Genomic DNA, 24,023 nt, shown 5'->3' on the forward strand with positions numbered 1-24,023 from the left:
TTATCCTCATCCCGAAACTCGGACGGTAAAGCGGTGGGGATAAAGCCCCTTGGCAGCGCTTACTTTATCGGACGGTTCTTGTTCTTGTCGCGCCACGTCCCCAGCCAACGGCCGACCCGGCCTTTGCGCTCGGCGACATCGGCTTGAACCTCATCAATCTGATGACCTGCGGCATCAAGCAGCGGATCAACCGAGCGTTCGCGAAATTGCCGCCAAGCGGCCCGGATAAAGACAATCGCCACTATCAGGAAGACAAAGAAAAAGATGTTGAACCACGGAATGATCCGCACATCGGGGTTCTCTACCGGGGTGATATTTACCGCATTCGGGAAGATGGACAAAAACGGAATGCGCCAGCCATAATGCGTAATCACAGCCCAGTTGCCGTCCGCGCTATCGGTGAATCTGCGGGCTTGCGCCGTGGCCTGGCCATGCAGATTCGAGCTGTCAAACTTGAAATATGGTGGCCAAATCCAACCTGTGTCCTCATTACGATAGACCATTGTTTCGGTACTGTCGCGCGGGATAAAACCAAGCAGGAACGTCTCTTTCTTCTCGGTAAAAATATAAAAGATATCCCGGTTTTCCATCTCGGTGCTGCCACTATCCGCCTGGGCATAGAACCAGCGGTTGAAAGACCCGAAATCGGTGCGGCGCGGCTCTGCCTGACTGATCTGCACGATGTCATGCTGGGGCAAAACATAGTGCAGGAATGATCCTGCCAATAATAGCACCAGCACTCTGACGATCGTTTTTAAGCGTTGCATATCGAAAACCTCAATTCGCGTTGATGGTATAGACAATTGCGGCGATCACAACGGTCGGCACCACATAAACCAAACCGATCAGCTTGGGCCGGATAGAGTTATTATAGTCCTGCATGCCTTCCGCGATGAATGTATCGCGCGCGCCTGCGGCACCACCTTCGGGATGTTCGGCATCAAATTCATCCTCAAGCCGCTCCTTGCGCACAGACCGGGAATAGATGGCGATTGAGAAATAAATCACCGTCAGCGCGATGAACCCAAAGATCACAAGTTTGATAAATGCCATCAACGTCTCCCCCTCGTCACTGCACCCCACGGCCCCACACGCGATATCAGATCAGGCTGCCTGACCCGCGGCACCGCAGTCATCGGGGCCTCATGCCCGAACAGTGTTGCGCGCGTTCCTGCCTTATCGACTTGGTATTCACGGTCAAGAAAATCAACGACATAAGTGCGCTTTTCATCCGGCCAATCGGCATAGGCCCGATAAAAAACTTCCTTGTGGCAGATAAACAACTGACGGATATCCAACGGTGTCAGCTCGGCCAACAACATATTCACAAGGTCTGCGTCCGGATGGTCCTTAGCCCGCAGTGTGTAGAAATAGGCCGCATGCTCTGACGTGATCGACGGCCAAGGGCCATCCTCTTCAGCCCAGCGCACGAGAGCCGCCAGCCCTTGCCAGGCCTCTGGCAACTGGTCGGCATATTGACGCCCCAACCGCCGCAGATCACGGCGCGTCGCACCGGCTAAGTCTTCTTTCATCTCCGCAGCAACCGAGGCCACGATAAAATCCATTTTCTGATGCAGGATCGCCGCTGAGTCCACGCCGCGGGCTTCAAGGATCGGCTCAACCAGATCATTCAGCGCCAGGAACTTTGCAATGGCTGAACGATCGTTCAGATCGAAAACAAACGGAATGGGTAGTTCACCAATGTCCTTTTTGTCACGTGCCACAATCGCGGCAGGGTGGTCCACGCCGCGAAACACATACATGCCGCCAAAATGATCGGTCCAAAAATTTTCTTGTCCAAATGACATCTGGCGCAAGGCCACAGGGTTACGCACCACATCACCTGTTTTCTTTGCCATCCCGATCATATCCGCGATCAGCACATCGTCATACCACCCATCAGGTTCGGTCTTGAAGCGATCAATCATCTCGCCCAACTTCTTGGCCGTTGCGACCGTCCCGCTTGTCGTATCCGCCTCAATGGCGATTTTGCGCATATCAAAAAGCCTCGCGGGCGTATCCGCGACATAAACCGAATTCACCAGTTCACCCGCCACCGCATCACGGGCCGTCAATGCAAAAAGCTCGGTCCGGTTTTCTTCAATGAACTGACGCAGAATACCGCGTGAGGTTGAAAACTTCGCATTCAAAAGCGGGGCCGTTGCCTGCTCGGTCGTTAGCAAGATAAACTGCCGGTTCACGCCCTTGTGGTTCAGATAAAGGTCGTCATCCAACTCATCTCCAATCTCTGGGGAATATCCAGAAATATCAATATGAAACACTTTTTGCGCTGTTTCTTTGCCTGTAAGATGCTTCAACGCACGATTATACCGTTCCACCAAAATCGGAGAGTCCACCCGGATCAAGTTACCAAACATCAATCCTTTTTCGATCAACCGATGCATTCTACCACGTCTCCTTCACCCATTTGCGCGGCAGGCCAGCGACCGACAAAAGCATGATCGGTGCCCAGATGATTGCGGCAATCAGGCCCAAGCGCCCAAAAAACGCAATGCTGCTGGCAGCACCCGGCGCAACGATTTCAGCGACGCTGAGACCTTGCCACAAATAGAGGCCAAAGAAGAAAGACGCAGATAAGGCAAACAAGAGGACGGTCGACAGAAACGCATTCAACATCAATGGGCCGACCCCTTCCGGCAGTACGCGTGCCAGAAAGCGCGGCACAGCAAAGCCTAAGATGGCCAACATAAGCGCCGGCAAGAACAGCGCATCTGAAAACAGCGCGCTCACTATCCGCCTTTCCCCTCTAAAAACCGCTTCTTGGCAATCTCCTGACGGCCAAAATCGCGCACCATATTCTCAATCGCCACTTCATCCGACTTATCCGCATAGCGGAATTCACTATCGGCATAGCGATTGATTTCCTGGATCACCATTTCGACCGTGATCGGCTGGCGCAGCTCAGATATCATACCTTTTTTGGTGTCATAATCCTTGAACAGGAACAGGTCCGGCTCTTCCATCCATTCATCAGGCAATTCGAAATCCATGGCCCGCACTTTCACCGCATCGGTGATGTTCTTGATAGCACGGCCGGTAAAGCGCGAATCTGCCTCCTGAATTCCTTTCAGATAGGTTCCCAGCTTTGCAATCGTATTCAGATCACCGATTTGGCTATGTATCTGCTCAAAGACCCTTTGCAGCCCTTCTTCATGCGGTCGCGCGTGACTCTCGAAGCTGGCCGCAACTGCCTTTTTGATCTCTTGCGCGCTGAATACCTCATGCGCACCCACAGGGATATCGTGGTTCTTGCCCATCAACAGGTAAAGTATGTCGATATAATCCTCGCGCGTCTGCGGCCCATCGACCAAGAAACGCGCACCGGCCCGCTGGCGTAATGCATCATCTACGTTCTCCGGATAGTTCGAAAACATGCCAAAGGTGCAGTTCCCGCGAACAACGGTATTTGCACCTGCAAAACTCTCCATCAGCACAGCAGTAATCTCCAACTGCCCCGCCGACGACTGCCGATCCCCGCGCTTGCCTGCCAGCTGATCAATATCATCAATTGTGCCAAAGCCGATCACACCGGGATCAAGCACATTATTGATAAAAGCCTTCGCATTCTGTCCCGACTTACCCTGATAGCTATCAATATTATCGGTCGACAGGTTCTGATAGCGAAACGGATACCCAGCGGTCTGGCAGTATTCATTCACCAGCCCAGCCATCATCTGAATAAGCGTGGTCTTACCGGTGCCAGGCGCACCATCCCCCATAAAGGTAAAGATAAACCCACCCAATTCCGCAAAGGGGTTCAACTTGCGGTCAAAATCATAGGCCATCAGCATCTTGGACAGCTTCATCGCCTGATATTTGGCAATGTGGTTACCCACGACCTCATTGGGTTTCTTAAAGGTCATCGTCAGGGCAGAGCCCTTGGCTTTGCGCGCCGGGGTAAAGCCCTGCACCACAAAATCATCCGCCTCAACACGCCAGGATGCAGCATTGAAAGACGCCAATCGCCCAGCGGTCGAGGCGCGTAGCGCCACCTTCTCCATCAACTGCTCTGCGTAGGCCAGCATCGTCGCAATCAGCGTCTGCTCATCCTTGGCAAACTGTCCCAGCTTCTGATCCAACTCCCAAATCGCACCATGCAGAGCGAGCGGCGCATTGTCCGTCAGAACCTCGTCTACAGAACCCACATCCACACTTTGTTCACCCGCCTGTGTCGCCAGCAAAAACGACGTCGCATTGGCAAAGGTATAAAGCGCCACCAAAGACTCAGCCGTCAGATATTCGCTAAACTCAACGGACCGGTCCTGCGGCAATCGCCCTTCCAAATTGATCCGCTTCAACTCCGTCAAAGCTGTCTGATCCGAAAATTCATCCGCCACCGTCAAAGCAATCGACAACGCGCGACGCAAGGCATGGGCCACAGCCGCCTGCGCAGGTGAAGTCAGCGGATCATCATCATCCGTCTCTGCAATCCGGTCCAACAACCGCACCCCACCTGACGGGGCAGAGGTACGCGACAACAGCCCCGGCGTGGTCGACCGAAACCTACGGCGGGTCGCAATAACATCCGGCGACTTCTCCGGGCTCTCCAGCGACAGGCGCGCTTTGGCCAAACGCGGCGCATGATCCAGATGCATCAACATCTCGGCGGCAGGAATATAGTGCTTGCGAATATCTTCCTCACGCAGCTCCATTTGATCGCTTGATTGACTCATTGCTTCCTCTTCATCTTGGCCAGAAAACTCCCGCCGGAGGCTCCTGATTTTGCCTCTTAATGCACCATTTGGCTGTCAAACACCCGACAGCGCCATCCCGTAAGGTGGGTCTTGACCCACCTTATTTATAACTCAACACACGGCCCGTATCGCTCACCACAAACTTGCGCACATCGCGAAAACCTACCGGGTTACGCTCTGCCAAAGCTTGGTAGGGGCGTTCAGGCATAATCAAACACCGCTCCATCCGCGTGGCCCCGGTCTCAGCGCCACCGCCCTCAAAAGGGTCGAGCGCAAAGATTTGCCGCTCCACCGACCCAAACCACCCCGATTTCACGTTCTCCACGCGGTCCGACACCAGCTCTTCCTCGGTCCAGACCAAGGCCCAATCCTCACCCACAGGCGCATTCGCATCGCGCAAGACATCGCGCAATGGCCCCACTTGACGGGTGAACGCGTTGCTATACATCGGCCCGATATGAAAGCGGCGCAGACGGGTCGGGTGCAGATCGTCGAAATCCTCATCGAACCCTTTGGCGATGGTCAGCAACTTCAAATGCGCCAACGACTGCGCCATCAAATGCGCCTGCGCTTCCGGCCAGCGATGCTCATCCTTCGGCAACCCGGTGCGCGCGGTATCTTCCAATTCCATCAGATAGATCGTGGGCAGGTTCACCTGACTGTCATAGACCGCCCAATGCACCAAAAACCGACGGCGATCTGCGTCATTGCCCAGCCACAGGCACTGCGGATCATTGCGCGCCCAAAACTGATCGCCCCGCGACAGCTCTTCATAATAAAGCCGTTGCGACAGCGCATATTGCAGCTTCGTCGGGATTTCCTGTTCGCTCAGGATTACCCGCACCATCTGATCCTTCAGATCACCCGCACTCGGTTGCGTGTCCAGATGCCGCTCGGCCTGCTGGGCGTCATTCGCCATCTCCAAAAGTTCTTGATAGACCGGAAACCCGCTTTCCCGGCGATCAAAGGTCAGCTTACCGGAATGCGCAAAGCGCCCCGCGAAATGATACTTATGCGCCAGCGCCGTGAAGGTCCAATTGAGACCAATCAGATAGCGTGCCATCACCTCAATCTCTTTACGATCAAAGCGGCCCTCTGCCTCCATCGTGGCGGCCACCTTAGTCAGATAGCCGGTGATGCGAGCAAACTTGTCAAAATACCGGCGCGTGACACGGGTATCTTCCAGTTTCATGTGATCTGCTTGGAGGTCAGGTGCGGTCATCAGACTCTTTCGGTCGAGAATTATCACCGCGTATCAGCATTCCAAGCAACGATGATATCAAAACCGCGGCTAGCAGTAATAACCAAGATTTAAACCGGTCGGGATTCACGGCGATAATTACCAACACGATTAGCGAAGCCACGACGCACTGAGCGGCCCACTCCTTGAACGAATGAGGTCTCCCCCAAAGACTCACCTTAATCACTCAGCCCCATACTGATTGCTGTCGTGCTTCTTCACGATCTCCTGGAACCGGCGCACAAAGCGTTCATCAGCCTTCGCCTTCTGCTCCAGCACCTCGCGGGCAAAGACCATATGGTCCTCATGCGCCTCCAGCATATCCGCCATCCGCGCGTTGGTGGCAGACCCAATCGCGGCCATGGCAGACTGCGCCTCTTGGTCCGTCTTCACACCAATCTCGTTGATCTGGTGCGCCACATCCTGTTGCTGCGCTGTCTTCAAAGACTTCGACAAAGCATCATAGAGGACCACACGCTGCTTGGTATCTGTCTGCAGTTTGTTGATCAGCACCATCTGCGTCGCCGCTTGGTTCTGCAAACTGTCGATCCAGGTTTTGCCCTTCTCGATATAACGCTCGAGCGTTTGCGATTTGGCGAGCTGCACCTGCTCATTCTGAACCATCTCATTGTACTTGCCGTTCAAGGCCGCCAATTCGGTTTCCAGTTTGGTGCGGGCCGCGGCATCCTGTTCGACCGAAATCTTGTTCTCAAGCTCAATGATCTTTGGGTCCATGCCCAGAATCTCGGCGCGCAGTGCTTCCAATTCACCCACGGTCGCCTCACGCTCTTCCAGCGTCCCGCCAAGGTTCTTTTCCACACTGACCTTTTGTTCATTCAGCACCGCCAACTGGCCTTCCAGCAACTGCATGATCACATCGGACTTGCTGATCAAATCCTGCAATTTGTCGTCGATCGAGGCCGTGCGCATGCGTTCCTGCCGCATGCTGTCGGCTTTGGCTTTGCTGAAAAACCCGATCAGGCTTTCCATGCCCGTCTTCGTCCGCATCTCGTCAAAATCTTTGGAAAAGGCGGATGTGACGTCATCAAGACCCATGATCAATTCAGCAATATTGGCGTTCATCAGCTCGGTATGGGCGTGCACATCCTCAAGGCTGGCATTCTCGATATCGACAGCGATATCAGTGCCTTCCGCCATTTTCGTACGCGCCACTTCAATCCGGCTGGTCAGCTCTGAGATTTTGCTTTGCGCCTCGGCCACCTGTGCCTGGCTTTCCTTAATCTGTGTCTCAAAATTCGCCATATACCATCCCTCATTTTTTCTTTGGTAACAGGTACGTAAGTACTGCTGTCCTAAATTTCAACGCCAGGCATGCGCAAGCAAGCCGTCTCAGGCCGAAGTTTGACCGGGTCGGCTCATAAAGAAAAGGGTTTATACGTCGTCGAACTGCGGCGGACGGTCATTGGCGATGGCTTCTTCGCCCAAAAGCTCCTCTGCCGAAATGATTTTCGGCGGCAGTTCAACCCCCCGGCCAAAGTTCTCAGGATCAACACGCATGGATTCTTCGGGCGACCGGATGATCACCTGCATCGGGGCCTCGATCTGATTATACAGATGGATGACGTCTTGATTGAACATGCGGATGCAGCCCGCAGATCCCGAATTTCCGATAGATTCAAGATCGTTGGTTCCGTGAATGCGGTAATGCGTGTCACGGCTGCCCCGGAACAGATACAGCGCGCGGGCACCCAATGGGCTGCGCAAACCACCGGGAATGCCTGCACGGAACGGGCCGTAAACCTCTGGCTCGGTGCGAAGCATGTTTTGCGTCGGCGTCCACCCCGGCCATTGGCGCATGAACTTCATGGTTGTCGTGCCGCGGATCGATCGGCCTGCCCGGCCAACGCCAACAGGATAACGGGTGGTCGTGCCATCTTTGCGCACATGGTACAGGAACTTGGCATAAGGATCGACATCAAGCGTATTTGGCCGTGCTTCGCCATTGTAAATCCCCGTCGCACGGCGGTTCACGCCTTGTAGATACTCCGACGGAATACCGGGTAGCACATATCCTGCATCCTCTAGCGGACCATAGCCTTCGACGAATGAAACCGGCGCAGGCGGTGGGCTGATGTCCGTGGCCGGGACACGCGGCGCACAGGCCGCTGCAGTGCTGGCCAAAGTCATTGCCGCAAACGCACGGCGAGAGATCTGATTAACTGGCGACATCGCGCACCTCTGAATTTTCGAATCTCCTGATAGCATCCTGATCGACATAGATAAAATGACGATCCGGCGGATTTTCGCAATTATTTTCAAAAACGTAACAATCGGGCAGGTCAGGCTGAGCCCGTATTGCTGTCTGTGTCTATCACGGCGATCAGCCAACAGTCGCGCCCAGCGCAAGCCCTTTGAGGACCTCATATGCAGGCATCGCTTTCTTGCCAGCGCGCTGTGCCTGCGTCACCTCGATAGCACCATCCCCGCAAACAATCGTGAAACCTGCCAACACTCGCCCCGGCGCACCAGTCCCATTCACAACCCTTGCGCCCAGCAGTTTCACCCGCTCACCGGCCACATCACACCAGGCACCGGGAAAAGGCGACAAGCCGCGGATCAACCGGCTCACCTCGGCGGCTGGCTTCGTCCAATCAACACGGGCCTCTGCCTTGTCGATCTTGGCAGCATAGGTGACACCTTCATCCGGCTGCGGCTCAGGCTTCAGTGAGGCCAGTGCGCCCAAGGTTTGTACAACCAGCCGCGCGCCCATCGCCGACAACCTGTCATGCAATTGCCCCGTCGTTTCTTCCGCTCCGATCGGGGTCGCCTCACGCTGCAGAACAGGTCCGGTGTCCAGACCCGCCTCCATCTGCATAATGCAAACACCTGTTTGCGCATCACCCGCCATGATCGCGCGATGAATAGGTGCTGCCCCGCGCCAACGCGGCAAAAGGGATGCGTGAATATTGAGACACCCCAGCCGGGGCGCATCCAAAATCGCCTGCGGCAAAATCAACCCATAGGCCACGACAACGGCAACATCCGCCTCCAACGCGGCAAAATCGGCCTGCTCTGCCTCACCTTTCAGCGACACAGGATAGCGCACTGCCAACCCCAGCGCTTCTGCGCGTAATTGCACGGGCGATGGGCGATCCTTCTTGCCGCGGCCAGCCGGACGGGGCGGTTGGCAGTAAACAGCCACTACCTCATGACCTGCTTCGATCAAAGCGTCCAAAACCGGCACCGAAAAGTCAGGTGTTCCCATAAAGATTACACGCATGGCCCTCGTCTTTCTTTGTCCAATCAAACGTCCGCGCAGCGCGCGCAGCCAACATCACTCACGCCGCATCTTCGCCGACTTCTTAATCAGCATATCCCGCTTCACCCGCGTCAGGTGATCAAAGAACATCTTGCCCGCCAAATGATCAATCTGATGCTGCACTGAGGTCGCCCAAAGCCCGACAAAGTCCTGCCGGTCCCACTGCCCATCCGCGTTCAGAAAGCGCACTGTGACGGCTCGCGGGCGGGTTACTTTCGCCCAAACCCCCGGTAAATTGGGCGAGCCTTCTTCATGATCGCGCGGTTCAACGCTACTGTGCAGGATAGAGGGGTTTGCCATCCGAATGGCCTGCCCGCGCTCTTGTGAAGCATCAACGACAGCCAGCGCCACATCAATGCCTAACTGCGGGGCAGCCAGCCCCACGCCGGGCATCTGGTCCATGGCGATGATCATCTCGTCCCAGACCGCTAAGGTTTCATCGGTAATTTCAGCAACAGGTGTCGCCGGGGTCCGCAGAGCGGGATGCGGCCACATCACAAAGGGACGATGTGTCATTGCAGCACCCCTGTCTGCGAGATCAACAGCCCCTCAAGATGGTCGTATTCATGACAAACGCAGATGGCTTGCATGCCCTCAAACCGACCTTGATGCGACGCGCCATCCAAATCCTGCCAGGTCAGGTCTACCCAAACCGGACGGCTGACATCAAAGCTCTTGCCCGGTATCGAGAGGCAAGCCTCGGCTCCAAGAACCTCTTCGCCCGCACATGCCGTGATCTGCGGGTTCACAAAAATCATCGGATCAGGATCGCCTTCTTTCCATTGTGTATCGACAACAAACACGCGACGGCTGACGCCCACTTGTGGGGCTGCCAACCCACGCCCCGGCGCGTCATACATCGTCTCAAACATATCGCGGACAAGGCTGGCCAATGTTTCATCAAAACACTCAACCGTTGCCGCCGTTGCCAGCAAAACCGGATCACCCTCAAACCGCAGCGGATGGATAGCCAATGCTCAGCCCCGCGCCATTTCACGTTTCAGCTTTTGCATCTTGCGGGTGATCATCTGGCGCTTCAGCGGCTTGAGGTAGTCGATGAACAGCTTGCCGTCCAAATGGTCAATCTCATGCTGCACGCACGTCGCCCACAGCCCATCAAATCTTTCCCGCTTAGCCTGCCCATCAAGGTCGGTCCACGTCACCTCAACCTCGGTCGGTCGCTCGACCTCCGCGTATTGCTCAGGGATCGACAAACACCCTTCCTCATAGACACTCCGGTCTTCAGACGTCCAAACAACCTCTGGATTAATCAGAACCATTGGTTCCGGCGTCGCATCATCTTCCTTTGAGCAATCCATCACCAACATCCGGCTCATCACGGCAATCTGCGGGGCGGCGAGGCCAATACCGGGGGCGTCATACATCGTCTCCAACATATCGTCAGCCAAACGGCGCAGATCATCGGTGACAGCTGCCACAGGTGCGGCAACTTTCTTAAGACGCGGATCAGGATGGATGAGTATATTTCGTAAAGCCATACCGGTGATTTAGGCCGCAACCCAATGAAATGCAAACGGCATGAGAATGTAACCTTGACGTTACAAACTGACCTCGTTATGTAACCCTTAGGTTACTCATGCAGAAAAGGAGAAGTCATGTCTGCTAACCCCGTCAGCCGCGCCCGCCTTTTTGGAAGTGCAGCTATTGTCATCACAACACTTGCCGCTTTGATTGCGGCAGTCCTCTCTATCGGACCATCAGGGCTGGTCTGGGCTGGCATCATCGGCGCTGTAGCACTTGGATATGCTGCACTCTCTTTCGTTCTTCACCTAAGTTACCCCGACGCTGCTGAGGCTGCGTGGGACGAACAAAACACTGTTGCACATCGCGATAGTCTGATCTTTGGATTTTGGGCCGTGCTTTGGGTCTTTCTGGTATTTTTGGCACTCAGCTTGACAGGCCGGATGGACCCGGCGATGGCGTTTTACTGGCTGGGCCCGGTACTGGGGGCAGTACCACCCGCGCATTACGTCGTTTCGGTATTACGTGGCCGCGCGGAATGACAACCAAGCTGATTGTCCACCTGCGCGTGTATCGCGCACAGGCCAAACTGACACAGGCCGAATTGGCCAATCTGATTGGGGTATCCCGCAAAACCATCAATACGATCGAAAACGGCGTCTTTACACCATCAACAACGCTTGCCCTGACATTGGCCAAAGCGCTGAATTGCAGCGTGCACGATCTCTTCGCATTGCCAGAATAGCGCTTGCACTCACCGCCATGCCGCTTAGCCTGACGCAGCTAAGACAGGAGTACGCCATGACATTCGACCACGCCCCCGACCGCCGGAACACCCACTGCGTCAAATGGGACAGCATGGAGACGCTCTATGGCGTGAACCCGGACGAGGGGATTTCGATGTGGGTCGCCGATATGGAATTCGCAGCAGCCCCCTGCATCCAAAAATCCGTACAGGATATGATCGATCACGGCGTCTATGGTTATTTTGGCGATGACAGCAAATATAAGGCTGCAATCGGGTGGTGGATGCAAACGCGACATAACTGGGCGATTGACCCGTCATGGATTTTTACAACACACGGATTGGTCAACGGCACCGCCATGTGCGTGGATGCCTTCACCAACCCCGGCGATGGTGTGGTATTGTTCACCCCAGTCTATCATGCCTTTGCCCGCGTCATTGACGCCGCTGACCGTCAGGTCGTGGAATGCGAGTTGGTCAATAACAATGGCCGCTACGAGATGGATTTCACCGCCTATGACGCTCAGATGACCGGGAACGAGCGGATGGTTATTCTCTGCTCCCCCCACAACCCCGGCGGGCGTGTCTGGACCAAAGCCGAACTTCAAGCGGTGGCAGCCTTTGCCAAGCGGCACGAACTCATCCTGGTCTCTGACGAAATCCACCATGATCTGACAATGCCCGGCCAAACCCATATCCCCATGGCTCATATTGATGGCATCATCGACAGGTTGGTGATGATGACAGCGACAACCAAGACCTTCAACATCGCAGGCAGCCATTCGGGCAATGTCATTGTCGAAGATCCCGACTTGCGCGCGCGCTTTGGCAAACGCATGGCAGCGCTTGGACTATCAGCCAATAGTTTCGGGCTGTTCATGGCAACGGCCGCCTATTCGCCCGAAGGGGCCGCTTGGGTGGATGACCTGCGGGGCTATCTCAATGAAAACCGCAAAATCTTTGACGCCGGTATTAACGCCATCCCCGGATTGGCCTCAATGAACCTCGAAGCCACATATCTGGCGTGGGTCGATTTCGCCGGCACTGGCATGACGCGGAACGAATTCACGAACCGAGTGCAGGACAAGGCCAAGATCGCAGCCAATCACGGGCCGACATTCGGCAAAGGCGGTGACAGTTTCCTGCGGTTCAACCTTGGCGCACCAAAGGCACAGATCGAAGACGCTGTTGCACGGCTGCAAAGCGCATTCGGTGACTTGCAGTAGTCAGAAGGGCCTAACGGCTGATCAATCCGGCCGGCACAAAATCGGGCCGCACAAAATCCGCAGCAGGCGCTGTGGCAACAGGCGTGGCCCATTTGAACTCAAAAACCCGTTCGTCATCTTCATCAATCGAAGAGACGACAAGGCAGGTATAAAGATGCTTGGGCCCGTCATAAATATCGACATGGCCGCGCAAGCGCTCTGACCCTTCCAGATCAAGGGCAAAGCCCCCATCCCAGAACCGACGAATGCGGTAAGTGTCATCACCATCATGGACCGACAGACGATCCTTGCGCTTCAATGCAGCTTTGCGCGCTTCTTCGAGACCCTGACGTACGGCATCAGGCAAAAACGTATACATAACAAGCCCCTCCAGATTGTGCAGAACATGACCCGATAAAGGTAAAATTCAAATGACAAAATCCGCCGCAGCGCAGAAACCCTTGTTTTTATGCCTTCACGCGCGGTCGCAGCACATGCGGTTTCGCCGCATCATAGAGTGCCGAGTCAGGAAATCCATGCGAATCGGCTAGCGCTGGCCCCACAAGGATCAACGCTGTGCGCGTGATCTTGGCCTCACGCACCTTTTCGCGCACATCCATCAGCGTACCACGAATGATCATCTGATCCGGCCATCCGACGCGGTAGATCACCGCCACTGGGCAGTCCTCACCATAATGTGGTGCCAACTGCCGCTCAATCTCACGCAGGGCGCGAATGCCCAGATGAATGGCCAAGGTTGCACCAGTACGCGCAAAATTCTCCAAGGTTTCCCCCGCTGGCATTCCTGTCGATTTCATCGACATACGGGTCAATATGATAGATTGCGCCACTTCCGGCACCGTCAGTTCAGTACCCAAAGCCGCAGCAGCGGCGGCATAGGCAGGCACGCCCGGTACGATCTGGTAATCAATACCATCCGTTTTCAAACGGCGGATTTGTTCAGCAATTGCACCATAAAGCGATGGATCACCCGAATGCACACGGGCGACATGTTGACCTTTTGCATGGGCCTTCAAAATCTCGCCATGCGTATCATCCAGCGTCATAGGCGCCGTATCCATCACCAAGGCCCCCTTCGGCGCGCAAGCAACGACCTCTGCGGGAACCAAAGACCCTGCATAAAGACACACCGGGCATTCGCCAATAAGCCGCGCGGCCTTCAGCGTCAGCAACTCCGGATCACCCGGACCAGCACCAATAAAGTAAACGGTCATGCACAAACCCTGCTCTTTCTTCGTCCAATCAAACTTTCGCCGAAGGCTGTGGGATGGCGGGTGGGGCGGTTTTGGCGCCAGCCAAACAGCGTCATCCCGCCAAATCACCATCAATCTTGCGGGCATATCCCCGCGGCGTATACATCCGCGGGCCTTCACCCAAAGTAGCCAATCGCGAATGGGACGACCCCACCAATACGACAGTCAGCATATCCACCTCATCAACCTCAAGTTCATCCAAGCGACGATACCGCACGTACTCTTCTGGTCTGCCCAGCGATGACGCCAGCATCACGGGCGTATCCGCCGGACGATGCTGCAAGAGAATATCCCGCGCTTCAGCCAGCAATGTCCGTCGTCGCATCGACACCGGATTGTAAAAGGCAATCACAAAGTCACCCGCCGCCGCCGCCTGCAACCGCTTTACGATATCCTCACGCGGTGTCAGCAAATCCGATAGCGAAATCGCACAAAAATCGTGCCCCAAAGGCGCACCCGCACGGGCCGCTGCCCCTTGCAGCGCACTCACACCGGGCGAACAGACAACATCAACCCGGCGCGCGGCATCTGTCACACCCATCTGGTCCGGTCCACGATCCAGCAACTCGAACACCAACGCGGCCATCGCATAAATACCTGCATCGCCCGAACAGATCAAAGCAACATTTTTGCCATGCCCTGCCTGCTCTAACGCATAACGACAGCGCTCTTCCTCACCACCCAGCGGAAAATCCGAGCGTTCCTTGCCAACAGCCAAAGGCCCGAGCAAATCAATATAAAGCTCATAGCCGACCAGTTCCTCAGCCTCGGACACCAGACGCGAAACCTCAGGTGTGCGCCATGCGGCCTGACCAGGCCCAATGCCAACAATCGACAACCGCCCGCGCGCGCGGCCTTCAAACTCTGTCAAAGGCCCGGGCGTCACGACCAGCGCACAGGTCGCATTCGCTGTCTTACGTTTGGCCACCAAAAATTCACCGGCATCACCTGCTTGCGCCAGCGCCGCCGCCTCGGACACCCCATGCGCACCCACCTCTGCAAAAACCACATCGGACGGGTTCTGCAAACGCGGCGTTTGTGTCTCCAAAACATCTGCTTCAAACAGCCGCAAAGGAACGCCCAAATCAGCCGCCAAAGCAATGATAGCAGGTTCGTCCGCCTTCAACGAAATCGTGTTGACCGAATGTAAAGCCTCTGGCGCAACACCTGCCTCTTGCAGGACCTCTGCAACCAATGCGGCCAATTCATCCACCGGGCAATTCCGCGCGCATCCAACACCTAAAGTCAGCCGCTGCGGCGCAAACTGAAGATGAGCCGCACCAAGATCGTCCTGCTGCATCATCGTACAAGACAGCCGCAGCGCATCGCCCTTCGGCAAATCTGCGAGCCACGGCGCATCACCAATCACCTCAGCGCCACCGCCGGCCAACAAACCCGCCATCGCCGATTTCGCATCACCGCGATTGACCAAGCGCCAGCCAGCAGGTGGTTCATCCAGTGCAATACCCAGCGCAACGTCACCCGCCGTCGTGACGGCCGATACCGCATTCAAAGCCTCTGCGATCTGCGCAGACAATTTGTTCGCCCCACGATGCCCACCCAAAAGCGGAACCACGACAGCACCATCGTCAGACACAGAAATCACAGGTGGCTCTGTCGTCTTATCGGCCAACAGCGGAGCCACGGCGCGGATCAAGATACCTGACGCACAAACCCCAACAATCGGCACACCAGCCGCAAACAAATCACGCGCATGATCCAAAGCATTGGAAAAGAACGCATCCGCCCGATTAACACGGCCCTTGCGGCCGTGCACCTGCACACCAAGGGCGGCGGCCACGCGATGCGCCGTCGCCTCACCAGAGCGCGACAGCGCCAGAACAACGGGTTTGCGCCCCTCTGGCACGACGGGCTTGCGCGCCTCTGGCACAACGGGCTTGCGCGCCTCTGGCACGACGGGTTTCAAAGCCAAGGATCGGCCCCTTTCGTCAATAAGATCATCGAAAAATACGGCGCTTTTTCAGGCGCATCCGCAAGCGGCAAAACCACTTCCTCAGTCAAGGTCGCCCGTTCGACATAGACAGCACCCGCCGTCAAACCAAGCGCGTCAATCACACCACGTATCTTGGCCAAATGGCGGCCCACCTTCATGATCACAACACTTTCCGCACCTTCAATGCGCGCGCGTAACTCACCCTCCGGCAGTGGCCCCGGCAATACCGTCAGACGCTCATTGCGGGCCGCCAAGGGCATACCTGCACGCGCCGCACAAGCGGTCACAGATGTCACACCCGGCACGACCTCGACCCGATAATCAGATGATAGCCGCGCAAAGAGATACATAAAGGAGCCATAAAAGAAAGGATCACCCTCACACAGGCAAACCACATCCTGCCCGGTATCCAAGGCGGCAGCGATCTTTCTGGCACCTTTGTCATAGGCGTGCTGAGCAGGCGCACGTTCCACTGACATCGGCACATCCATCACGATCTCCTGCACACCAGGCGCAATCAAATCCGCGGCAATTGCGCGCGCAAAACTCGCTGCACCCGCCAAGGTGGGATAAGCCACAACAGACGCACCTTCGATCAACCGTGCTGCACGCAGCGTGATCAGATCGGGTGCACCTGGTCCCAAACCTACACCATACAGAACCCCAGTCATCGTTTCACAAGGCTCCACTGCGTGACGGGCATCAACGGTCGCCACCCGGTCAATCGCCCGACAGGTTCGGCACGATGGACCGACAGTTTTACAAAATCGCCACCATGGTCCTTGTGCAGGGCGATCAGTTCAGCTTCGCTTTCGAGCGTAACAGCATTCGCGACCAAACGACCCAAAGGACGTAGGGCCTCCCAAGCCGCGTCAAAAGTTCCGCGGCTCAACCCCCCACCAATGAAAATTGCATCCGGCGCTTCAAGCCCATCCAGCGCCTCTGGCACCGTGCCTTCAACCAAGGCCAGTTTCGGCACACCGAGTGCGAGCGCATTGGCAGCCGCCATCGCCCGCCGGTCGGCACGCGGTTCAATCCCTACCGCACGGGCATAGCGTGCCGCGCGCATCCATTCGATCGCGACAGACCCGCAGCCACAGCCGATATCCCACAAAAGCGCACCGCGCATCGGCATCAGCTTGGCCACCGTGGCCGCACGCACCTCTTGCTTCGTCATGGTGCCATCTGACTGGAACAGCGTATCAGCCAAGCCCGGCACACGCGGCAGCAGGGCCGCGTCAGGTGCTGCGATACAATGGACAGCAAGCGTATTGAACGCAGGGACCGCATGATCCCAACTTTCAGCCCGCCCATCAAAGCGCGTTTCATCCTTGCCACCCATCGCTGCCAAAACCGTCATCCGGGACTGTCCAAACCCACGTTCGGTCAAGAAGGTTGCAATTTGCGCGGGCGTCTCTGCCCCGGTGGTCAGAACCAGCAACTGCGCATCCGGTTGAATAAAGGCGATCATCTGCTCTACGGGGCGGCCATGAACCGTCAAGGTTTCAACGTCCGGCAAAGACCAACCCATGCGGGCCGCGGCCAATTGGAAGGCAGATAGCTGCGGGTGATAAACAATTTCCGTGGGGTCCATTGCACGACCAATCCGCGCACCGACAGAGAACCAAAGTGGATCACCGGTTGCCAGAATAACCACGCGCTTGCCGCGCAACCCCTCAATCGTGGAGATCAGCGCGTCAAAGGGGCTTGGCCACGCCATACGGGCAGCGGGCAGATCGCCCGTCAGTGTGTGATGCCGTTCACCACCGATGATAATCTCGGCGGCTTCGACAACGGCACGCGTTGCAGGGGCCAGACCGGCCATGCCGTCTTCGCCAATCCCGACAATATGAAGCCAAGGATCAGCCATCGCTTGTCGTCTCCTTGCGGAGGCTTCGCGCGGAATGCCCGCAGGGCATGACAAGCGCACACTCAAACATCTTCCGGCAACCCCGCTGCCAGCGCGTTCACAGCCGCCGACGCCATCGCAGACCCGCCACGGCGCCCGCGCAAGGCAACATAGTCGCAACCGCGGGGGTTTGCGGCCAACTCGGCCTTGCTTTCAGCTGCCCCGACAAACCCCACCGGGAAGCCAAGAATGATAGCGGGTTTCGGCCATCCGGCGTCCAGCAACTCCAGCAAATGAAACAGGGCTGTGGGCGCATTGCCGATAGCCACGACAGCACCCGCGATCTGGTTGCGCCAAAGTTCAACGGCAGCAGCAGAGCGGGTATTGCCGATCTCTTGCGCCAGCGCAGGCACTGACGGATCATTCAACGTCACAACCACGTCGTTTCGTGCGGGAAGGTAGCGCCGAATGATCCCCGCACCTACCATTTCGCAATCACACAGGATCGGCGCGCCAGCCTGAAGCGCGTGATGACCTGCCTCTGCGGCAGCGGTTGAAAAGGCCAAACGGTCCGCGACCTCGACCATACCGCAGGCATGGATCAACCGTGTGATCAATGGCTGCATGGCAGGCGCAAACCGTTCTAACCGCGCCTCGGACCGTACGGTCGCAAAGCTTTGGGCGTAGATCGTGGAAGGGTCAGTTTCGTATGGACGCACGGGCAAGCCTTTGCTTGGTGTTGCAAGCGCCGGAGCCTCCGGCGGGAGTTTTTGGGCCAAGATGAAGACTAACCCGATTTGACCTTACGCGCGCTTTCAGGGCCATGCGGATGTTTGGCATGGGGGTAAGGTGCGTGAACGTGGTCATGATGATGATCGTGACCATGGTGGTGGTGATGATGGTGGTGGTGATCCATCGCTTCCAACCGGCACATGCCGGTGCAGAAGGTATCACAAAGCGTGCAGTCAGCCACGTTGGACCCCGGCGCATTGGCCCCCTGCCCTTCGACATGGTGGTGATGGCTTTCCTGCACAGCACCCACTTCGCCTTCAAAGCCCAGCACGGCGGTGCGGTATTTGCACAGCACGCAGGTCGGCGGCGGCACAGCGCCAAAGGCGGGGTGCGCCCGATTATCGGCGCTGATGTGGTGATGTTTGCCTTCTTCCAGCGCCAAGACCTGACTGCGATAACCGCAGATGCCGCAATTCGGGGGGGGCGTATCGCTGACCTGTTCCATGATCCGTTCAGCGAAGGTTTCAAGCACTTTGGGATGGTCGCCCAGATAACCGGCTTTGACGAATTGGATATCAGGATGTTCGGCTGCGACCTGATCGGTGAAGCCATAAATCCGGTCGATCAGGATGCCTGAGAATAGGAAATAAGGGAACACGATGACCCGCTTATATGGCAGCCGTGCGACATGTTGCAGGCAAGGTTCGACCAGTGGGAATGTGACACCGGAATACCCTACTTCGCACCAGCCAAATCCCATGCCCTCTTGCAGCATCCGCGCGATCTTGGAGACATTCCCGTTGGCATCAGGGTCAGAGGCGCCGCGGCCGATCACGACAAGGCAGGTTTCGGTCAAAGGCATCTCGCCGTGCGCGGCATTCGCCTTATCAACGGCATCCTGAATGCGGCCAGCGGCGGCGGCGATCATCTTGGGGTCTACCCCCAATTCGCGCCCGTATTGCACGGCGATCCCATGTTTGGCAGCATAGGTATTGAGCACTGTCGGGATATCATTCTTGGCATGCATTGCCGCAAATAGCATCCCCGGCACGGCCAAAATCCGCTCGCATCCGGCGTCACGCAATTTGTCGAGGCCATCGCGGATAACCGGATTCGCAAACTCCAGATAACCATAATCGGTCATCCAATCGTCCGGCAGATAGGCGGGTAGTTTGTCTGCCAGAGTTGCAAATTCATCAACGGCTGACTGGCTGCGCGATCCGTGACCGCAGATCATGACCCCGGTTTTCATGCAGTTTCCTCTTCCAGCTCTTCTTCCGGCTCAGCTTCTTCGGCGTCTTTGTTTTTCTTGCCTTTCAGGGCACCCCAGATCGCCGCAAGCCCAGCCAGTCCGATGGCAATGCCGGCCGCCCAATGATCATGGCCTGCAACATCAGCCCAGTGGCCAGGGTGCGCCAGCGCCGATGATCCGGCGCAGATAAGCATAACTGTTAGCAACCACCGCATGGGCGTTCTCTCCCTTGTTGTTGCACAGCCAGAGAACCCGATCCCGCGGGGCGTGACGACGAGATGCACCGTTCCCGTATTGGGTCAACCGCGCCGTCTCCAACCTCTCTGGCCATTGCTTTGGCTTCGTCACGACAACTTATAGTCGGCCCAAGCAGCCTGAGCAAACGCTTAAACGACCCAAATATGCCAAGGGGCGGCAACGGAACTTTAAGGTCATCTGTGCATGAACGCACTCAGGGTGCGCCCTGACGACGGTTGGTTCGCATACGCAAAGCGGCTAGGTCATTGTTAAAGCAATTGAAGGACAGTTCAGATGGGCCAGTTGGTTGACGGCATATGGCATGACTTTTGGTATGACACCAAAAAGACAGGCGGCGCATTCGTGCGCAAGGACGCGCAGTTTCGCAATTGGATTACGGCGGATGGGTCCGCCGGGCCGTCCGGCGATGGCGGTTTCAAGGCCCAGAGCGGACGCTATCACCTTTATATTTCCTATGCCTGCCCATGGGCACATCGCGCACTGATCTTTCGGCAGTTGAAGGACCTGACGGACCATATCAGTATCTCGGCTGTGCATCCCGACATGTTGTCAGATGGCTGGACCTTTGCAACCGATGATCACGGCGCCACCGGGGATACGCTCTTTGATCTGCACTTCGCGCGTGACATCTATCTTAAAGCGCTGCCCGATATGACGGGCCGGGTAACCGTGCCGATCCTTTGGGATAAAAAGCGCGACACAATTGTATCAAACGAAAGCTCCGAGATCATACGCATGTTCAATAGTGCCTTTGATGAGGTCACCGGGAATAGCGATGATTACTGGCCTAAAGAGCTACGCGACGCCATCGCGCCCGTGAACGACCGGATTTATGACACTCTTAACAATGGTGTCTACAAGTCAGGTTTCGCTACATCACAAGAGGCATATGACAAAGCGATCCACCCGCTTTTCGAGACGCTGGACTGGTTAGAGGCGCTGCTGGCAGAGAACCGCTATCTGATGGGTGAGCGGCTGACCGAGGCGGACTGGCGGCTTTGGACAACGCTAGTGCGGTTTGACCCCGTCTATCACTTGCACTTCAAATGTAACCGCAAGCGGATTGCGGATTATCCCAACCTGTCAGGCTACATGCGTGAGCTTTATCAGATGCCGGGCATCGCCGAGACGGTAAATATGAACCATATAGTGCGGCATTATCATTACAGCCACGAAACGATTAACCCGCACAGGATTATTCCGATCAACCCGGTACTGGATTATGACGCACCGCACGGGCGGGGCGGCTGATACCGTAGTGATGGACGATGGCCGCAAGGTCCTTTGGCGGGGTCGCGGTTTCGATCAAGGCGCGGGCGTTGGCCGCGTGGTTGAAAATCGACCCGTCAGAAAAGAAGGTAGTGTCGGTCACAAAGACAACATTCGCATCCGGCTGGCGAAAACGCGCAAGGTCCGCCACGGCAAAGGCACTGCCTTCGGCCATAACAAGATCAAGCAAGATGACATCAAACGGGTCATCATCAATCGCCGTCAGAGCGCAGGCCGCACTGTGAACCAGTGTCACATCCACATCTAGACGGGCAAGGTGGCGCTGCCACAAACCGCCAAGATCAGTATTCCGATGTACAATCAAAGCCCGCATATTACCCCCGTAAATCTGATGCTGGCCAGGGCGCCACGAAATAGATTCTTGACCAACTGCTAAACAGCGAGCGCCCAAATCGTTAACGAATGGTTAACGCGAGACGCGGCTTATACGAAAGGACATGATATCGCCGATGGGCTTGTGTTTACGGCACGAATCCGCTTGAAACACGAGCGTAAAAATAAGGCAGACTGACATGACGACCTGGATCACGATTTGCGACACCTGCAAGCAAGAAGGGTGGGACGCAGGTGATATGACTGAAACCGATGGCGAAGCATTCGCTAGTCTGGTCGAGGCTGCTGCAACCGGGCTGCAAGAGGTCAAAACGCGACGGGTGTCTTGCCTGATGGGCTGTGCGAGAGCCTGCAACGTTGCGATCCAAGGCGCGGGCAAGTTGAACTATACCTTGGGTGACTTTGAACCAACGACAGATGCGGCCAGCGGTATCGTAGCCTATGCCATGGCGCATGCCGCCTCGCCAACAGGTCAGGTGCCCTACCGTGAATGGCCGCAAGCCGTGAAAGGCCATTTTGTGACCCGCCATCCGCCGCTGCCCCAAGACGAATGACCAAAAAGCGCGATCATGGTGGCGGGATTGATGCCGCCATTGCGAATTACGGCGGCACCCGCGCGGATTGGCTGGATTTGTCGACGGGGATCAACCCAGTTGCTTACCCGATGCCCCAGTTCCCCGCCGACACATGGACGGCGCTGCCTGACGAAGCCGCCTTCACACGTCTTTATGCATTGGCACGCCGGTTCTGGAACGTCCCCGATGGGGCGGCCATCATTGGTGCCACCGGTGCATCCGCCATTATCGCAGCCCTGCCGCATGTGCTTCCCGAAGGCGAGGTTTGCATCCCCGGCCCAACCTACAATGAACATGGGGCCGCTTTTGCCGCATCCGGGTGGCGCTTGGGTCAAGACCCAAGCCACGCGCTGGTCGCGGTGCACCCCAATAATCCTGATGGCCATATCTGGCAGGTCAGCGATTTTGACGCGACCTATACGATCATCGACGAAAGCTTTTGTGATGTCATGCCGGACCAATCCCTGATCCAGCTTGCATCCCGCCCCGGCACCATTGTGCTGAAGAGCTTTGGCAAATTCTGGGGTCTCGCTGGCCTGCGCCTTGGCTTTGCCATTGGTGATCCGGCGATCATCGCCAAACTGACAGACCTGCTGGGACCGTGGCAAATCTCTGGTCCAGCCCTATCGATCGGGGCAGAGGCGCTGGCTGATCCGGCATGGGCCGACGAGACACGCCGACGGCTTGTCGCCGATGCGGCCAGACTCGATACGCTCTTGACCGCCAATAACGCCAAGCTGATCGGCGGCACGTCCTTGTTTCGCCTGTATCAGGTGGAAGACGCTGCCGCTGCACAAGACACGCTTGCCAAGCACCATGTCTGGTCGCGCATCTTCCCCTATGCGCCGGACTGGTTACGGCTTGGTCTGCCCGCGCCAGACCGTTGGGCACAGTTGGAAGCTGTATTTTGACCCTTGTATTCGGCATGCTACTTGATGCGCTTTTGGGCGAGCCGAAATGGCTCTGGTCGCGCATCCCGCATCCCGCAGTTTTGATGGGGCGTCTGATCGGGTGGTGTGACGACAGTTTCAACACAGGCGACCGCAAGCGGCTGATGGGTATCTTGACGATTGCGGGGCTTTGTATCGCAGCTGCGATCTTGGGATGGATCATCCAGCTTGCGCCGGGATACCTGCTTGACGTCATCGTTCTGGCCGTACTGCTCGCGCAGAAATCACTGGTCGATCATGTGCAAGCGGTAGGCGACGCCTTGCGGCTATCACTCGGTGACGGACGCCGTAGTGTGGCGATGATCGTCGGGCGGGATACCAAGGATATGGATGGTACAGCCGTCGCCCGCTCTGCCATCGAAAGCGCTGCCGAAAACCTGTCAGACGGGGTCATCGCGCCGATATTTTGGTTCGCACTGGCCGGTGTACCGGGGCTGCTGATCTATAAAATCACTAATACCGCCGACAGTATGATCGGCTACCGCACCCCAAAACACGCCGATTTCGGTTGGGGGGCCGCCAAACTCGATGATCTTCTTAACCTCGTCCCTGCACGATTGACCGCTGTTTTGATCTGGACGGTCACGGGACGGCCCTATCCAAAACCCATCATTGCAGACGCTCCGCTGCATCGTTCCCTAAATGCGGGCTGGCCAGAAGCAGCCATGGCACATGGGCTTGATATCGCGCTGAGCGGGCCGCGTAGCTATGACGGAAAGATCAAGGATTATCCTTTCGTGAATGAGGACGGGGAAAGGTCGCTGGGCCCGGACGACATTGACCGGGCGGTGGCGGTGCTTTGGAAAACTTGGAGGCTCACTCTGGGCCTTGCCTTTGTCTTGGCCACCATTGTGCGCATCCTCTAGAGTCTGACTTGCGCTGCGTTTCA

General features: G+C 56.5%; 28 protein-coding genes. 7 read left to right on the forward strand and 21 right to left on the reverse strand.

All coding sequences use genetic code 11. The features are described 5' to 3' along the window. Positions 1–59: 59 nt before the first annotated feature. The 12 genes from BC777_RS08980 to def (BC777_RS09035) form a co-directional block, all read right to left on the reverse strand. On the reverse strand, positions 60–767 hold the full coding sequence (locus BC777_RS08980; protein ID WP_100367724.1) for a DUF1523 family protein: 708 nt from the start codon (positions 765–767) through the stop codon (positions 60–62). Between the two features lie 10 nt (positions 768–777). Next, positions 778–1,053, reverse strand: coding sequence for a hypothetical protein (locus BC777_RS08985; protein ID WP_100367725.1), 276 nt, complete (start codon positions 1,051–1,053; stop codon positions 778–780). Beyond that, positions 1,053–2,405: a DUF6638 family protein gene (locus BC777_RS08990; protein WP_100367726.1), complete on the reverse strand. Its 1,353-nt coding sequence runs from the start codon at positions 2,403–2,405 to the stop codon at positions 1,053–1,055. The genes BC777_RS08985 and BC777_RS08990 overlap by 1 nt, the downstream gene beginning before the upstream one ends. A 1-nt stretch (position 2,406) precedes the next feature. Then, positions 2,407–2,751 carry a hypothetical protein gene (locus BC777_RS08995; RefSeq protein ID WP_100367727.1) on the reverse strand — a complete coding sequence of 115 codons (345 nt, stop codon included), beginning with the start codon at positions 2,749–2,751 and terminating at the stop codon, positions 2,407–2,409. Continuing rightward, on the reverse strand, positions 2,751–4,694 hold the full coding sequence (locus BC777_RS09000) for an AAA family ATPase (protein ID WP_100367728.1): 1,944 nt from the start codon (positions 4,692–4,694) through the stop codon (positions 2,751–2,753). Before BC777_RS09000 ends, BC777_RS08995 begins: the two co-directional genes overlap by 1 nt. 121 nt (positions 4,695–4,815) lie before the next feature. Next, complete coding sequence (locus BC777_RS09005) at positions 4,816–5,937, reverse strand: hypothetical protein (RefSeq protein WP_100367729.1); 1,122 nt, start codon at positions 5,935–5,937, stop codon at positions 4,816–4,818. Positions 5,938–6,138: 201 nt separating this feature from the next. Continuing rightward, complete coding sequence (locus BC777_RS09010; RefSeq protein ID WP_100367730.1) at positions 6,139–7,218, reverse strand: hypothetical protein; 1,080 nt, start codon at positions 7,216–7,218, stop codon at positions 6,139–6,141. 129 nt (positions 7,219–7,347) lie between these two features. Then, positions 7,348–8,145: a L,D-transpeptidase gene (locus BC777_RS09015; RefSeq protein ID WP_168769116.1), complete on the reverse strand. Its 798-nt coding sequence runs from the start codon at positions 8,143–8,145 to the stop codon at positions 7,348–7,350. Positions 8,146–8,296: 151 nt separating this feature from the next. Then, positions 8,297–9,196 (reverse strand): methionyl-tRNA formyltransferase, encoded by a 900-nt coding sequence (fmt, locus tag BC777_RS09020; protein WP_100367731.1) that lies wholly within the window; start codon positions 9,194–9,196, stop codon positions 8,297–8,299. A gap of 54 nt (positions 9,197–9,250) precedes the next feature. Further along, positions 9,251–9,751, reverse strand: coding sequence for a peptide deformylase (gene def / locus BC777_RS09025; RefSeq protein ID WP_100367732.1), 501 nt, complete (start codon positions 9,749–9,751; stop codon positions 9,251–9,253). After that, positions 9,748–10,209 carry a peptide deformylase gene (gene def, locus BC777_RS09030; RefSeq protein ID WP_100367733.1) on the reverse strand — a complete coding sequence of 154 codons (462 nt, stop codon included), beginning with the start codon at positions 10,207–10,209 and terminating at the stop codon, positions 9,748–9,750. The genes def (BC777_RS09025) and def (BC777_RS09030) overlap by 4 nt, the downstream gene beginning before the upstream one ends. A 3-nt stretch (positions 10,210–10,212) precedes the next feature. After that, entirely contained in the window at positions 10,213–10,734 is a 522-nt protein-coding gene (gene def / locus BC777_RS09035; protein WP_100367734.1) for a peptide deformylase, read from the reverse strand. A 117-nt stretch (positions 10,735–10,851) separates the two neighbouring features. On the opposite strand from def (BC777_RS09035), the gene BC777_RS09040 reads away from it, so the two are divergent. From BC777_RS09040 to BC777_RS09050, 3 genes are read left to right on the forward strand one after another with little or no spacing between them, the layout of a single operon-like run. Then, a complete protein-coding gene (locus BC777_RS09040; RefSeq protein WP_100367735.1) occupies positions 10,852–11,259 on the forward strand; it encodes a hypothetical protein in 408 nt (135 codons plus the stop codon). Beyond that, a complete protein-coding gene (locus tag BC777_RS09045; RefSeq protein WP_100367736.1) occupies positions 11,256–11,462 on the forward strand; it encodes a helix-turn-helix transcriptional regulator in 207 nt (68 codons plus the stop codon). Before BC777_RS09040 ends, BC777_RS09045 begins: the two co-directional genes overlap by 4 nt. 56 nt (positions 11,463–11,518) lie before the next feature. Continuing rightward, positions 11,519–12,688 (forward strand): MalY/PatB family protein, encoded by a 1,170-nt coding sequence (locus BC777_RS09050; protein WP_100367737.1) that lies wholly within the window; start codon positions 11,519–11,521, stop codon positions 12,686–12,688. 10 nt (positions 12,689–12,698) lie between these two features. Here the strand turns inward: BC777_RS09050 and BC777_RS09055 are convergent, their stop codons facing one another. The 8 genes from BC777_RS09055 to BC777_RS09090 form a co-directional block, all read right to left on the reverse strand. Then, entirely contained in the window at positions 12,699–13,046 is a 348-nt protein-coding gene (locus BC777_RS09055) for a hypothetical protein (protein WP_100367738.1), read from the reverse strand. An 88-nt stretch (positions 13,047–13,134) separates the two neighbouring features. Next, positions 13,135–13,902, reverse strand: a complete 768-nt coding sequence (cobM, locus tag BC777_RS09060) for a precorrin-4 C(11)-methyltransferase (RefSeq protein WP_100368078.1) — start codon at positions 13,900–13,902, stop codon at positions 13,135–13,137. Between the two features lie 91 nt (positions 13,903–13,993). Then, on the reverse strand, positions 13,994–15,808 hold the full coding sequence (gene cobJ, locus BC777_RS09065; RefSeq protein WP_100368079.1) for a precorrin-3B C(17)-methyltransferase: 1,815 nt from the start codon (positions 15,806–15,808) through the stop codon (positions 13,994–13,996). Between the two features lie 56 nt (positions 15,809–15,864). Beyond that, positions 15,865–16,566, reverse strand: a complete 702-nt coding sequence (cobI, locus tag BC777_RS09070) for a precorrin-2 C(20)-methyltransferase (protein ID WP_100367739.1) — start codon at positions 16,564–16,566, stop codon at positions 15,865–15,867. Further along, entirely contained in the window at positions 16,563–17,765 is a 1,203-nt protein-coding gene (cbiE, locus tag BC777_RS09075; RefSeq protein ID WP_100367740.1) for a precorrin-6y C5,15-methyltransferase (decarboxylating) subunit CbiE, read from the reverse strand. Before cbiE ends, cobI begins: the two co-directional genes overlap by 4 nt. 62 nt (positions 17,766–17,827) lie before the next feature. Then, entirely contained in the window at positions 17,828–18,463 is a 636-nt protein-coding gene (locus tag BC777_RS09080; RefSeq protein ID WP_211095345.1) for a precorrin-8X methylmutase, read from the reverse strand. 68 nt (positions 18,464–18,531) lie between these two features. Then, positions 18,532–19,728, reverse strand: a complete 1,197-nt coding sequence (locus tag BC777_RS09085) for a sirohydrochlorin chelatase (RefSeq protein WP_100367741.1) — start codon at positions 19,726–19,728, stop codon at positions 18,532–18,534. Next, a complete protein-coding gene (locus BC777_RS09090; protein ID WP_133122533.1) occupies positions 19,725–19,943 on the reverse strand; it encodes a DUF6732 family protein in 219 nt (72 codons plus the stop codon). Before BC777_RS09090 ends, BC777_RS09085 begins: the two co-directional genes overlap by 4 nt. A gap of 316 nt (positions 19,944–20,259) precedes the next feature. Between BC777_RS09090 and BC777_RS09095 the strand changes: the two genes are divergently transcribed. After that, positions 20,260–21,237 carry a glutathione S-transferase family protein gene (locus BC777_RS09095; RefSeq protein WP_100367743.1) on the forward strand — a complete coding sequence of 326 codons (978 nt, stop codon included), beginning with the start codon at positions 20,260–20,262 and terminating at the stop codon, positions 21,235–21,237. On the opposite strand, the gene BC777_RS09100 is transcribed toward BC777_RS09095, so the two are convergent. Beyond that, positions 21,191–21,589 (reverse strand): response regulator, encoded by a 399-nt coding sequence (locus BC777_RS09100; RefSeq protein ID WP_100367744.1) that lies wholly within the window; start codon positions 21,587–21,589, stop codon positions 21,191–21,193. The two genes, BC777_RS09095 and BC777_RS09100, sit on opposite strands and share 47 nt — an antisense overlap. A gap of 199 nt (positions 21,590–21,788) precedes the next feature. Between BC777_RS09100 and BC777_RS09105 the strand changes: the two genes are divergently transcribed. From BC777_RS09105 to cbiB, 3 genes are read left to right on the forward strand one after another with little or no spacing between them, the layout of a single operon-like run. Then, positions 21,789–22,163, forward strand: a complete 375-nt coding sequence (locus BC777_RS09105) for a DUF1636 family protein (RefSeq protein WP_100367745.1) — start codon at positions 21,789–21,791, stop codon at positions 22,161–22,163. Then, positions 22,160–23,095, forward strand: coding sequence for a threonine-phosphate decarboxylase (locus tag BC777_RS09110; RefSeq protein ID WP_100367746.1), 936 nt, complete (start codon positions 22,160–22,162; stop codon positions 23,093–23,095). The genes BC777_RS09105 and BC777_RS09110 overlap by 4 nt, the downstream gene beginning before the upstream one ends. After that, positions 23,092–24,000 carry an adenosylcobinamide-phosphate synthase CbiB gene (gene cbiB / locus BC777_RS09115; protein WP_100367747.1) on the forward strand — a complete coding sequence of 303 codons (909 nt, stop codon included), beginning with the start codon at positions 23,092–23,094 and terminating at the stop codon, positions 23,998–24,000. The genes BC777_RS09110 and cbiB overlap by 4 nt, the downstream gene beginning before the upstream one ends. Positions 24,001–24,023 lie beyond the last annotated feature (23 nt).

The sequence above is a fragment of the Yoonia maricola genome (assembly GCF_002797915.1).
Classification (GTDB): Bacteria; Pseudomonadota; Alphaproteobacteria; order Rhodobacterales; family Rhodobacteraceae; genus Yoonia; species Yoonia maricola.